Source organism: Pseudomonas sp. PS01299 (assembly GCF_029960145.1).
GTDB lineage: Bacteria > Pseudomonadota > Gammaproteobacteria > Pseudomonadales > Pseudomonadaceae > Aquipseudomonas > Aquipseudomonas putida_A.
Genome location: NZ_JASCPO010000164.1, coordinates 1 through 13,140 on the forward strand (window position 1 = coordinate 1; position 13,140 = coordinate 13,140).

The following is a 13,140-nucleotide window of genomic DNA, read 5'->3' on the forward strand; positions in this document are numbered from 1 at the left end:
GGCTTGCTCGCGAATGCGGTGTGTCAGTCGATGTAAATGTGTCTGATATACCGCTTTCGCGAGCAAGCCCGCTCCCACAGTTTTGATCTGTGTTGGTTTTGAAAGCAGTGCCATAACAACAATAAAATGCCCTTCAGAGGCCCACCACCATGGCCGCACCTGCCCCGCCGCTGTCCCACGACGCGATTGTCCAGACCTCCTGGCAACGTTGCCGCGCCTTCGGCCTTGACCACCAGAGCGCCCCGGCCTTCGATCAATTGCCCGCCGCCGGCATCGCGCAGTTGCTCGACCGTCACCACGCGCTGGTGCAAACCACCCATCAGGAAGTGCTGCCGTATTACGAGAACATCCTCAGCAACTCCAATTGCCTGATCATGCTCGCCGACCATCAGGGTCAGGTGCTGACCTCGTGGGGCACTCAGCGCTTTATCGAGCCGAACCTGGCCCGAGGGTTTAGCGCCGGGGCGAGCTGGATGGAACGCTGCAGCGGCACCAATGCGATCGGCACCGCGCTGGCCTGCGAGCAAGCGGTGCACATCGAGCACGATGAACACTTTCTCAAAGCCAACCGTTTCATGACCGGTTCCGCCGCGCCGATTTTCGATGCCGAGCGCAAAGTTATCGCCGTACTCGACGTGTCCAGCGACAGCTATCTGCCGCCCTCGCACACGCTGGGCATGGTCAAGATGATGAGCCAGACCGTGGAGAACCGGCTGATCCTCAACCTGTTCCACGGCCAGCACTTTCAACTGACCTTCAACACCGGGTTGAACAACCTCGACAGTCAGTGGGCCGGTTTGTTGATTTTCGATGAGAGCGGGCAGGTGCTGTCGGCTAATCGCCGGGCGGACAATCTGCTCGGCGTGCGCCTGTCGCGGGTCAGTGTCGAGAGCCTGTTCAACGTGTCGCTGCTGGAGCTGTTGAATCAGCCCGACGGCTTGCCGTTCGCCCTGCAGACCTCCGGGCGCAACCGTTTTCAGTGTTTGTTGAAGCGACCGCAACAGGCAGCGGTTCAGCCTCGGGTATTTGCTGAACCGAAAAGCGCCGAAACGTCGCTCAAACCCGCGGGCGCCATCAGCCTCAGCACCCTGCACTTCGGTGACAGCCGGGTGGAAAAAGCCGTGCGTCAGGCCGAACGCCTGCTGGAGAAAGACATTCCGCTGCTGATCCACGGCGAAACCGGAGTCGGCAAGGAAGTCTTCGTCAAAGCCCTGCATCAGGCCAGCTCGCGCAGCAAACAGGCATTCATCGCCGTCAACTGCGCGGCGATCCCCGCCGAACTGGTGGAATCAGAACTGTTCGGCTATGAAAAAGGCGCGTTCACCGGCGCCAACCAGAAAGGCAGCATCGGCCTGATCCGCAAAGCCGACAAAGGCACCCTGTTCCTCGACGAAATCGGCGACATGCCGTTGCCGACTCAGGCGCGGTTGTTGCGAGTGTTGCAGGAGCGCTGCGTGCAACCGGTGGGCAGCAGCGAGTTGTTCACGGTGGACTTGCGGATCATCTCGGCGACTAACCGTTCGCTCAGGGAGCAGGTGCAACTGGGGCGATTCCGCGAAGATCTTTATTACCGTATCGGTGGGCTGACCCTGGAACTGCCACCGTTGCGCGAGCGCAGCGATAAGGAGGCGCTGTTCAAACGCCTGTGGGAGCAGCATCGCGAACCGACGCAATGGGCCGGGCTGAGCCGCGAGGTGCTGGAGCTGTTCATCCGTCATCCATGGCCGGGCAATCTGCGCCAGGTCAGCAGCGTGATGCAGGTAGCTCTGGCGATGGCCGAGGAACAACCGGTGCGGCCGGAGCATCTGCCGGATGATTTTTTTGTCGATCTGGAGATGGAGCCGGTGGAGAGCGTGCAGCCGCTGGGGCTGGATCTGAATGATGTGGAGGCGTTGAACCGGGAGTTGAAAGCAGCCGGGGGCAATATTTCGCATCTGGCGCGGCGGTTGGGGGTTAGTCGCAATACCCTTTACAAGCGGTTGCGTCAGGCTGAGTGACAGGGTGGCTGAACCGGCCTCTTCGCGAGCAAGCCCGCTCCTACAGGGGATCCGTGTCGTACACAAAAATCAGACATGACAAAAACCCAATGTGGGAGCGGGCTTGCTCGCGAAGTCGCCAGCCCAGTCACCCCACAACTATCAATCCGCCCTCATTGACCGAACCGACTAGACTGTGACGAAATGTTTCAGTTTTTCGCCATGCCATTGATTCAGACACCTCCCTCCTCCTGATTTTCACAGGATAAGTGCTTTGACCAACATCTGTTCCACCGGCCTCGATATCGGCTTCGCTTCGCTGGACTACCTGCAGATCGGCTTCCTCGGCATCATTCAAGGCATCACCGAGTTGCTGCCCGTTTCCTCCACCGCGCATATGCGCATCGTCCCGGCCCTGCTCGGCTGGCCGGATCCCGGCTCGGCGTTTTCCGCAGCGATGCAATTGGCGGCACTGGCGGCGGTGGTCAGTTATTTCTGGCGCGATGTCCGCCAAGTGGTTGGTGGCAGCGTCGATGCGGTGCGCCAGCGGGATTTCAACAATCGCTGGTTCATCCTCGCGGTGGCCATCGTGCTGGCGACCATCCCCATCGGCATCGCCGGTATAGCTTTGTCATCGACACTCAACGCCTGCAACTCGCCCCTTCGCGGCCTGATGGTGATCGGGATTTCCTGCGTGGTCATGGCGGTGCTGCTGGCGGCTGCCGAACTCACCTGCCGCCATCGGCGCAGCGTTGACGAAATGCGTCTGCGCGATGCGCTGATCGTCGGCATCGCACAGATTGGCGCGCTGATTCCTGGGGTGTCGCGCTCCGGCTCGACGCTGACGGCGGCGTTGTTTCTCAACTTCAAGCGTGAAGAAGCGGCGCGGTTCTCGTTCCTGCTCGGGCTGCCGGCCATCGCCCTCGCCGGTTTGAAAGAGTTGTGGGTGTTGTTCCATGCCGACCTTCCAGCTGCCGTTTGGGGGCACCTGATTTTCGGTCTGGTGATTGCCAGCATCTCGGCGTTCTTCGCGATCTGGGGCCTGATGCGCTTTCTGGAGAAATTCTCCACCTGGCCATTCGTCATCTACCGCGCGGTGCTGGGGATTTTCCTGATCGTCGCGGTCAGCACCGGGGCCTTGAGCTGACACCCGCCAGAAAAAACAAAACCCGCACATGGCGGGTTTTGTTTTAACGCGGATCAGGCAATCAGTCAGCCAGACGCCAGGTCGTGCCGCCCTTGCCGTCTTCCAGCACCACGCCCATGGCGGTGAGCTGGTCGCGGATGCGGTCGGATTCGGCCCAGTCTTTGCCGGCGCGTGCCGCCAGACGTGCAGCAATCAGTGCGTCGACTTCAGCGGCATCGACACGCCCTTCGGCGCCGGCCTGCAGGAAGTCATCGGCTTCGAGCTGCAACACACCCAGCACGCTGGCCAGTTCTTTGAGGCGCGCCGCCAGACCGGCCGCCGCGTCGAGATCGCTCTCGCGCAGACGGTTGATCTCGCGAACCATCTCAAACAGCACCGCGCAGGCTTCCGGCGTGCCGAAGTCGTCGTTCATCACGGTGGTGAAACGTTCGACGAACGCTTCGCCGCCGGCCGGTGCCACGTTCGGCAGGCCTTTCAACGCGTGGTAGAAACGCTCGAGTGCGCCTTTGGCGTCCTTGAGGTTGTCTTCCGAATAGTTGATCGCGCTGCGGTAGTGGCTCGACACCAGCAGGTAACGCACGACTTCCGGGTGGTACTTGTCGAGCACATCGCGAATGGTGAAGAAGTTGTTCAAGGACTTGGACATCTTCTCGCCATTGATACGGATCATGCCGCAATGCATCCACGCGTTGGCGTAGGTCTTGCCGGTGGCCGCTTCGCTCTGGGCGATTTCGTTTTCATGGTGCGGGAACTCGAGGTCGCTGCCGCCGCCATGGATGTCGAAGGTCTCACCGAGGCAGCAGGTGGACATCACCGAGCACTCGATGTGCCAGCCCGGACGCCCGGCGCCCCACGGCGATTCCCAGCTCGGCTCGCCCGGTTTGGCGGCTTTCCACAGGACGAAGTCCAGCGGATCTTCTTTCGACTCGTCGACTTCGATGCGCGCACCGATGCGCAGGTCTTCGATCTTCTTGCGCGACAGCTTGCCGTAGCCCATGAACTTGGCGACGCGGTAGTACACGTCGCCATTGCCCGGGGCGTAAGCGAAGCCCTTGTCGATCAGGGTCTGGATCATCGCGTGCATGCCCGGAATGTGATCCGTGGCGCGCGGTTCCATGTCCGGCTTCTTGATGTTCAGGCGCGCTTCGTCTTCGTGCATCGCGGCGATCATGCGCTCGGTCAGCGCTTCGAACGACTCACCGTTCTCGCGGGCACGGTTGATGATCTTGTCGTCGATGTCGGTGATGTTGCGCACGTAGGTCAGGTCGTAACCGCTGAACCGCAACCAGCGGGTCACCAGGTCGAACGCGACCATGCTGCGGCCGTGGCCGAGGTGGCAGTAGTCGTACACGGTCATGCCGCAGACGTACATGCGCACCTTGTTGCCATCCAGCGGCTTGAAGACTTCTTTGCTCTTGGTGAGCGTGTTGTAGATCGTCAGCACTTTATATTTCCTTGACGCTAAATCACTGGCCCCACGAATCACGCAGGGTCACGGTACGGTTGAATACCGGCTGACCTGGTTTCGAGTCCTTGATGTCGGCGACGAAGTAGCCTTCGCGCTCGAACTGGAAACGGTCTTCCGGCTGTGCGTTGCCAAGCGATGGCTCAGCACGACAACCGGTCAGCACTTGCAGTGAGTCAGGGTTGATGTTGTCGAGGAAACTCGCGCTGTCTTCGGCCTTCTCCGGGTTCGGAGAACGGAACAGGCGATCGTACAGACGCACTTCGCACTCGATGCTGGCAGCGGCCGGCACCCAGTGGATCACGCCTTTGACCTTGCGGCCTTCAGGGTTCTTGCCGAGGGTGTCCGGGTCGTACGAGCAACGCAGTTCGACGATGTTGCCGTCGGCGTCCTTGATCGCTTCCTCGGCACGGATCACGTAGCTGCCGCGTAGACGTACTTCGCCGTTAGGCTCCAGGCGCTTGTAGCCCTTTGGCGGTTCTTCCATGAAGTCATCGCGGTCGATGTAGATTTCACGGGCGAACGGCAGCTTGCGCACACCAAGTTCTTCTTTCTGCGGATGACGCGGCAGTTCGAGGTTCTCGACCTGGTCTTCCGGGTAGTTGGTGATCACGACCTTCAACGGGCGCAGCACGCACATGGCGCGCGGCGCGTTTGCGTCCAGGTCCTGGCGGATGCTGAACTCGAGCATGCCGAAATCAACCACGCCATCGGAACGGTTGGTGCCGATCATGTCGCAGAAGTTGCGGATCGAAGCCGGCGTGTAGCCACGGCGACGGAAGCCGGACAGCGTCGACATGCGCGGATCGTCCCAGCCGTTGACGTGCTTTTCATCGACCAGTTGCTTGAGCTTGCGCTTGCTGGTGATGGTGTAGTTCAGGTTCAGACGGCTGAATTCGTACTGGCGCGGGTTGGCCGGCACCGGCAGGTTTTCCAGGAACCACTCGTACAGCGGACGATGGCTTTCGAATTCCAGGGTGCAGATCGAGTGGGTGATGCCTTCGATGGCGTCCGACTGACCGTGGGTGAAGTCATAGTTCGGGTAAATGCACCACTTGTCACCGGTCTGATGGTGATGGGCGTGGCGGATGCGGTACATGATCGGATCGCGCAGGTTCATGTTCGGCGAGGCCATGTCGATCTTCGCGCGCAGCACGCGGGCACCGTCCGGGAACTCACCGGCGCGCATGCGCGCAAACCAGTCGAGGTTCTCTTCCACCGAACGGTCGCGGAACGGACTGTTCTTGCCCGGCTCGGTCAGGCTGCCACGGTATTCCTTGGCCTGCTCAGGGGTCAGGTCGTCGACGTAAGCCTTGCCGGCCTTGATCAGCTCGACCGCCCAGTCGTGCAACTGGTCGAAATACTGCGAGGCGTAGCGCACTTCGCCGGACCACTCGAAGCCCAGCCATTTGACGTCGGATTCGATCGCGTCAATGTATTCCTGGTCTTCCTTGGCCGGGTTGGTGTCGTCGAAACGCAGGTGCGTGACGCCGCCGAACTCCTGGGCCAGGCCGAAGTTCACGCAGATCGACTTGGCGTGGCCGATGTGCAGGTAGCCGTTGGGCTCAGGCGGAAAACGGGTGACGATCTGGGTGTGCTTGCCCGAGTCCAGGTCTGCCTGGATGATCGGCCGCAGGAAATTGACCGGCACGGCAGGGCCGGACTTGGCATTCGAGGTAGGGTCGACAGTGGGCTTGCTCATAGGATCCTTGACTTACATGTGCGCGGCCGCAAAGGGGGCCAGACAAAACAAAGCCGCTATCATAGCCGATGCTGTCAAGGGGCTGACAGAGCACGGCCTATAAAGGAGCGCATTTAATCGCCGGGATGTGAAAAACAGCCTCGAAATTCGCGCCTGTCACGCTAAACTGCGCACCTTGGCCGAAGCAGGCTGAACCGGTTTCGGGACGCAGTGTCCGAAAACCACGAATTCCTTATAAAACGCTTCATTGAAAAAGAGCACCGATCATGACTCAAGTCAAACTGACCACCAACTACGGCGACATCGTCATCGAACTGGACGCTGAAAAAGCGCCGATCACCGTTGCCAACTTCCTTGAATACGTTAAGGCCGGTCACTACGAAAACGTAGTCTTTCACCGTGTGATCAAGGGTTTCATGATCCAGGGCGGCGGTTTCCAGCCTGGCATGCAGGAAAAGAAAGACAAGCGCGCCAGCATCCAGAACGAAGCCGACAACGGCCTGAAGAACGAGAAGTACACCCTGGCCATGGCCCGCACCATGGACCCGCATTCGGCCTCGGCGCAGTTCTTCATCAACGCCACCAACAACAGCTTCCTCAACCACACTGCCAAGACCGCTCAGGGCTGGGGTTATGCCGTGTTCGGTAAAGTCGTTGCCGGTACCGACGTGGTCGACAAGATCGAAGCCGTGGCCACCACTTCCAAGGCCGGTCACCAGGACGTGCCGAAAGACGACGTGATCATCGAGAAAGCCGAGATCATCGAAGCGTGATATTGCTGATTTCAGACTTGCATCTGGAAGAGGAGCGCCCGGACATTACCCGGGCGTTTCTGGATTTGCTCGCCGGACGCGCCCGCTCGGCGAGTGCGCTCTACATTCTCGGCGACTTCTTTGAGGCGTGGATTGGCGACGATGCCATGACGCCCTTCCAGCGTTCCATCTGCCTGGCCCTGCGCGAACTGAGCGACAGCGGCACGGCGATCTTTCTCATGCACGGCAATCGCGACTTCCTGCTCGGCAAGGCCTTCTGCAAAGAAGCCGGCTGCACCCTGTTGAAGGACCCGAGTGTCGTGCAGTTTTACGGCGAGCCGGTGCTGCTGATGCACGGCGACAGCCTGTGCACCCGCGATGTCGGCTATATGAAGCTGCGGCGCTACCTGCGTAACCCGATCACCCTGTTCATCCTGCGCCACCTGCCGCTGAGCACCCGCCACAAACTGGCGCGCAAGCTGCGCAGCGAAAGTCGCGCGCAGACGCGGATGAAGGCCAATGACATTGTTGATGTCACACCTGAGGAAATTCCGCGGATCATGCAGCAATACGCGGTGAAAACCCTGATCCACGGCCACACCCATCGTCCGGCGATCCACAAGCTGCAACTCGGCGAGCAGGCGGCGAAGCGGATTGTGCTGGGGGACTGGGATCGTCAGGGTTGGGCGTTGCAGGTGGATGAGAACGGGTATGCCCTGGCACCGTTCGACTTTGCTCCGCCGCCGGCCCTGCCGCACGGCTGAAGATCGCCCCCCTCACCCCAGCCCTCTCCCCCAGGGGGGCGAGGGGGAAAGGGAGCCGATCTTCATGCTATTCAAAACCTGAGTTCAACTCGGTGGCTCAGGTCGGCGGACCTCGAAAGAAACCCTCACCCTAACCCTCTCCCTCCGGGAGAGGGTTAGGGTGAGGGGCTTTTGACCTTAGTGTCCTGAAGCAGCAGGCCCGGCCTTCGCCGCAAACGGCGGCTTCGCCAGCCACACAATCAGAATCAGCCCCATGAAGCCCCAGCCCAACAACGTGAAGTAATCCACGGTGGAGAGCATGTACGCCTGACTGGTGAGGATCTGATCCATCTGCGCATAAGCCGATTGGCTCGCGCCGCCTAAATGGTTCAAGGTCTCGCGGGTCGCCGGCTCGAAGGTACTGATGCTTTCGCTCATGTACGCATGATGCTGATCGGCGCGGCGGATCCAGATCCATGTGGTCAACGATGCCGCAAAGCTGCCGCCCAGGGTGCGCAGGAAGGTTGCCAGGCCTGCGCCGTCGGCGATCTGGCTCGGTGGCAGGTCAGACATCAGGATGCTCAGGGTCGGCATGAAGAACAGCACCACGCCGATCCCCATGAACAGCTGCACCAGGGCGATGTGCTGGAAGTCCACCTCGTTGGTGAACTCGGCGCGCATGAAGCAGCTCAGGCCAATCGCGAGGAACGCCAGACCGGCCAGCAGGCGCAGGTCGAACTTGTTCGCGTACTTGCCGACAAACGGCGACAGCAACACCGGCAGAATCCCGATCGGCGCCACCGCCAGACCGGCCCAGGTCGCGGTGTAACCCATCTGGGTTTGCAGCCACTGCGGCAGGATCAGGTTGATGCCGAAGAAACCGGCGTATCCAAGGACCAGCACCAGCGTGCCGATGCGGAAGTTGCGGTAGGCGAACAGGCGCAGATTCACCACCGGATGCTGGTCGGTCATTTCCCAGATGACGAACACCGCCAGCGCAATCACCGAAATCGCCGCGCCGATGATGATGAAATTCGATTCGAACCAGTCCAGGTCATTGCCCTTGTCGAGGATCACCTGCAACGCGCCGACGCCGATGATCAACGTGATCAGCCCGACGTAGTCCATCGGTTGGCGACTGGTTTCCACCGGGCGCTTGGCCAGTTGCGAGCGCACCACCATCACCGCAAAGATGCCGATCGGTACGTTGATGAAGAAGATCCACGGCCAGCTGTAGCTGTCAGTGATCCAGCCACCAAGGATGGGCCCGGCAATCGGCGCGACCACCGTGACCATCGCCAGCAACGCCAGGGCCATGCCGCGCCTCGCGGGGGGATAGACCGCAATCAACAGGGTTTGCGTCATCGGGTACAGCGGCCCGGCCACCAGGCCTTGCAGCACGCGGAAACCGATCAGTTCCGGCATCGAGGTGGAGATGCCGCAGAGAAACGAGGCCAGCACGAACAGAATGGTGGCCCAGAGAAACAGCTTCACCTCGCCGAAACGGCGGCTGAGCCAACCGGTCAGCGGCAGCGCGATGGCGTTGCTCACGGCAAACGAGGTGATCACCCAGGTGCCCTGCTCCGAACTCACCCCGAGGTTGCCGGAAATCGTCGGCAGCGCCACGTTGGCGATGGTGGTGTCGAGCACTTGCATGAACGTCGCCAGCGACAGGCCGATGGTGCTGAGCAACAGGCTGGGCGGCGTGAAAGAGGCGTTATTGCTCATTGTGAATCCTATGAAACCGGGTTGACGCTGCGTCTGTTAAAGAAGCAGTTGCCCATAAGGAACAGGCCCTTGTGATGAGGAAGTTCATCTGTGGTGAGGGGATTTATCCCCGATGGGTCGCGAAGCGGCCCCTCCTTTGATTCAGAAAAGCCGGGCCTGCTGCGCAGTCCATCGGGGATAAATCCCCTCACCACAGTAAATCTCATCACCTTGAGAACCTGTTCCCACAGGGGGAAGATTCAGCGTTGCGCGGTCTTGCTCACCGCAGCGCTGTTGTCGTGGATCAGTTGCGCAATCATCGCGTCGGCTTCGGCCAGTTGGCGGTCGTAAACGTTGGTGCTGAACGAGGCCTTTTGCGGCGGTTGCTGGGCCAGCACCGGGCCGCTCTGGTCGTGCAGGTTCACTTCAACGTTGGTCGACAGCCCGACCCGCAGCGGGTGCTTGGCCAGTTCTTCGGCGTTGATGTGAATCCGCACCGGCACACGCTGCACGATTTTGATCCAGTTACCGGTGGCGTTCTGCGCCGGCAACAGGGCGAACGCGCTGCCGGTACCGGCGCCGAGGCTGTCGACGGTGCCGCTGTACTTCACGCTGCTGCCGTAGATGTCGGACTCGATGTCCACCGGTTGACCAATGCGCATGTCACGCAGTTGGGTTTCCTTGAAGTTGGCATCGATCCACAGTTGATCCAGCGGAATCACCGCCATCAGCGCGGTGCCCGGCTGTACGCGCTGACCGAGCTGCACGGTGCGCTTGGCGACGTAACCGGTGACTGGCGCGATCAGGGTGCTACGGGCGTTGGTCAGGTACGCCTGACGCAGATCGGCAGCGGCCGACATCACGTCCGGGTGCGACGAAACCACGGTGTCATCGACCAGCGCGCTGGTGGTTTTCAGTTGCTGCCTGGCGTTGGCCAGGGCGTTTTGCGCCGAGGTCAGGTCGTCGCGGGCGTGGGACAGTTCTTCCTGGGAAATCGCCCCGCCAGCAGCGAGGTTTTTCCGGCGGTTGTAGTTGTCCTGCGCTTTCTGTACTTCTGCCTGTTGCGCGTTGACCTGGGCTTTCATGCCATCGACGTTGCTGTACAGGCCGCGCACCTGACGCACGGTACGCGCCAGTTTCGCCTGGGCACTTTGCAGGCCGACTTCAGCGTCGTTCGGGTCAAAGTTGATCAGCACCTGACCTTCGTGAACCAAATCACCATCGTCAGCGCCAATGCTGACCACGGTGCCGGTGACCAGCGGGGTGATCTCCACGACGTTGCCGTTGACGTAGGCGTCGTCAGTGCTTTCGTTGAAGCGCCCGATGAATTCGTGATACGCCCACACGCCAGCACCGGCGAGCAGGACCACGACGGCCAGCACCAGCAGCATGAATTTGCGCTTGCGCGGATTGCCGGTGTCGGGGGTGTTGGTTTGAGTTTGGGTGTTTTCGGCAGTGGCCATGACAAATACCTGAATTAGTTGTGCGACGTGGCTGGGGTGGCGTTGGCTGCGGTCAGGGTTTCACCCTGAAAGCCGCCGCCCAGCGCTTGCATCAGTTGAATCGACAGGTCGATCTGCTCGGCATTGAGGTTGGCCAGCTGACGCTGGGCCTGCAGCAATTGCTGCTCGATGCTGAGCACGTCCAGGTAGTTGCCGATGCCGGAACCGTAACGCTGGACGACGGTGTTGTAAGAATCCTGAGCAATCTCGGTGGCGTGTTGCTGCGCGCCGATCTGCCGGCCGATGTCACGCAACTGATTGATCGTATCGCTGACATCACCGAGGGCTTTCACCAGACTTTTGTTGTACTGCGCCACCGCCAGATCGTAATCGGCGTCGCGCGCATCGAGGTTGGCGCGCAGGCGCCCGCCGTCGAAGATCGGCACCGAAATGGTCGGGGCGATGCTGAAGAAACGACTGGCCGACCCGAACATCGCGTCACCCAACAAGGATTCGGCACCGGCCGAAGCCGTGAGGTTCAAGTTGGGATAGAAGCGGGTTTTCGCCGAGTCGATGTCCTTGCTCGCGGCCTCAACGCGCCAGCGCGCAGCGACCAGATCCGGACGCCGGCCGAGCAGTTCCGCCGGCAATACCGACGGCACCGCCACGGCGCTGGCTTGCAGAACTTTCGGTCGAGCAATTTCGTTGCCGCGATCCGGGCCTTTACCGAGCAGTACGGCCAGGGCGATTTTCGCGCTGTTCAGACGTTTTTCAGCGTCGATCAGGCTGGCTTCGGAACTGGCCTCAAGGCTTTGGGTTTGCTGGAACTGGTACTGGCTGTCGATCCCGGCACTCAAGCGGCGCTGGCTCAGATCGAGCATCTGTTTGGTGCGTTTCAGATCGTCGTTGGCCAGGTCGTAAACGATATGCGCCTGACCCAGATCGCTGTAGGCCCGGGCCACGTCGGCGGCGAGGGTCAATTGCGCGGCCTGACGGTCGACTTCGGCAGCGCGAGCCTGACCGAGTGCAGCTTCCCAGGCATCACGCTGGCCGCCCCACAGGTCGAAGTTGTAATTGAAACCGGCGCTGACGTTACGCACGGTGGCGTAGGCATCGCCCTGCCCTCGCGGGTCCTGATCCTTGGCCAGGCGCGAACGGCTGATGCCGGCGCTGGCGTCGAGGGTCGGATAGCGTTCGGCATCGGCGGCATACGCGGCGGCGCTGGCCTGATGCGCGCGGGCTTCGGCGATCTGCATGTCCGGGCTGTCGTGCAGGGCTTCGCGGATCAGCCCGTCGAGTTGCGGATCGCCAAGGCTGGTCCACCAGTCGCTCTTCGGCCATGCCGCCGGCGACAGGGTCACGCCGTTGAGGGACTGGCTGGCGTTGAGGCTTTTCGCGTCGAGGTTTTTGCCCTGAGTATCGAGGCCGCTGTAATTGGCGCAGCCGGCGAGGATCATCGCCGACAGCACCAGGGTCAGGCTGGTGCGCAAGGTTTTACCGCTCATTGTGTTCACCTAACCGCTGGATAGTGATCGGGTCACCGGCTGCCAGCAGGATTTTCTTGAGGATGTATTCCAGGGTCTTCAACTCGTCCGTAGTGACGGCGCCGGCCAGTTCATTCATTGCATCGGCGCCGATGTGCGGCAGGCGATCGGCCAGTTGCTGGCCCTGCTCGGTGAGTTTGAGTTGCACCTGACGGCGATCGCCTTCGCTGCGTTGGCGAGCCAGGAAACCTTTCTGCTCCAGACGATCGAGCATGCGTGTCATCGAACCGCTGTCCAGCGACAGATGCCGGCACAGCTCGGCCGGGGTGTCGACGCCGAACTGGGCCATGATGATCAACACCTTGAACTGCGCGGCGGTGATGCCGTGGGGTTCCATGTGGGTGTCGATGATCCGGTCCTTGAGCAGCGCGGCACGGCCGAGCAACAGGCCGAGGTGGCAATGTTTGAATTCGTCCGGGGTGAAATGCTTCATGTGCTCACCTAATAACTGCCTAGGCAGTGAATGTATGTCGAGATGTTACTGCCTAGGCAGCGAATGTCAACGTAATAGTTAGGTTGCTTTGTAATTAGTTGACCAGTGGACTGGGTTTTTGTGTTGCCCGCACTGACGCTTTCGCGAGCAAGCTCGCTCCCACAGGGATCTCATGCATACATGGATCAATGTGGGAGCGAGCTTGCTCGCGAAGGCAGCGACTGGGTGT

At 60.8% G+C, this 13,140-nt stretch carries 10 protein-coding genes; 4 read left to right on the plus strand and 6 right to left on the minus strand.

Annotated elements, in window-relative coordinates:
* The first annotated feature begins 149 nt into the window (after positions 1-149).
* Both QMX91_RS22415 and uppP read left to right on the plus strand, forming a co-directional pair.
* Positions 150-1,997, plus strand: coding sequence for a sigma-54-dependent Fis family transcriptional regulator (locus tag QMX91_RS22415; RefSeq protein WP_282413396.1), 1,848 nt, complete (start codon positions 150-152; stop codon positions 1,995-1,997).
* Between the two features lie 253 nt (positions 1,998-2,250).
* On the plus strand, positions 2,251-3,123 hold the full coding sequence (uppP, locus tag QMX91_RS22420; protein ID WP_134785993.1) for an undecaprenyl-diphosphatase UppP: 873 nt from the start codon (positions 2,251-2,253) through the stop codon (positions 3,121-3,123).
* A 61-nt stretch (positions 3,124-3,184) separates the two neighbouring features.
* Here uppP and cysS read toward each other — a convergent pair whose 3' ends face one another.
* Entirely contained in the window at positions 3,185-4,567 is a 1,383-nt protein-coding gene (gene cysS / locus QMX91_RS22425; protein ID WP_247842034.1) for a cysteine--tRNA ligase, read from the minus strand.
* Between the two features lie 22 nt (positions 4,568-4,589).
* On the minus strand, positions 4,590-6,290 hold the full coding sequence (locus QMX91_RS22430) for a glutamine--tRNA ligase/YqeY domain fusion protein (protein WP_282413397.1): 1,701 nt from the start codon (positions 6,288-6,290) through the stop codon (positions 4,590-4,592).
* 266 nt (positions 6,291-6,556) lie between these two features.
* Between QMX91_RS22430 and QMX91_RS22435 the strand changes: the two genes are divergently transcribed.
* Together QMX91_RS22435 and lpxH are read left to right on the plus strand one after the other, a co-directional pair.
* Complete coding sequence (locus QMX91_RS22435) at positions 6,557-7,063, plus strand: peptidylprolyl isomerase (RefSeq protein ID WP_098968133.1); 507 nt, start codon at positions 6,557-6,559, stop codon at positions 7,061-7,063.
* Positions 7,060-7,806: a UDP-2,3-diacylglucosamine diphosphatase gene (lpxH, locus tag QMX91_RS22440; protein WP_282413398.1), complete on the plus strand. Its 747-nt coding sequence runs from the start codon at positions 7,060-7,062 to the stop codon at positions 7,804-7,806. Before QMX91_RS22435 ends, lpxH begins: the two co-directional genes overlap by 4 nt.
* Positions 7,807-7,983: 177 nt before the next feature.
* On the opposite strand, the gene QMX91_RS22445 is transcribed toward lpxH, so the two are convergent.
* The 4 genes from QMX91_RS22445 to QMX91_RS22460 all read right to left on the minus strand — a co-directional run bounded on the left by QMX91_RS22445 (position 7,984) and on the right by QMX91_RS22460 (position 12,911).
* Positions 7,984-9,513, minus strand: coding sequence for a DHA2 family efflux MFS transporter permease subunit (locus tag QMX91_RS22445; RefSeq protein WP_282413399.1), 1,530 nt, complete (start codon positions 9,511-9,513; stop codon positions 7,984-7,986).
* A 239-nt stretch (positions 9,514-9,752) separates the two neighbouring features.
* Positions 9,753-10,955 carry an HlyD family efflux transporter periplasmic adaptor subunit gene (locus QMX91_RS22450; protein ID WP_103369473.1) on the minus strand — a complete coding sequence of 401 codons (1,203 nt, stop codon included), beginning with the start codon at positions 10,953-10,955 and terminating at the stop codon, positions 9,753-9,755.
* A gap of 14 nt (positions 10,956-10,969) precedes the next feature.
* The gene (locus tag QMX91_RS22455; RefSeq protein ID WP_135295427.1) at positions 10,970-12,439 is read right to left on the minus strand and encodes an efflux transporter outer membrane subunit; all 1,470 of its coding nucleotides are present in this window, start codon (positions 12,437-12,439) and stop codon (positions 10,970-10,972) included.
* Positions 12,429-12,911, minus strand: coding sequence for a MarR family transcriptional regulator (locus QMX91_RS22460; protein ID WP_064586973.1), 483 nt, complete (start codon positions 12,909-12,911; stop codon positions 12,429-12,431). The genes QMX91_RS22455 and QMX91_RS22460 overlap by 11 nt, the downstream gene beginning before the upstream one ends.
* Positions 12,912-13,140: the final 229 nt, after the last annotated feature.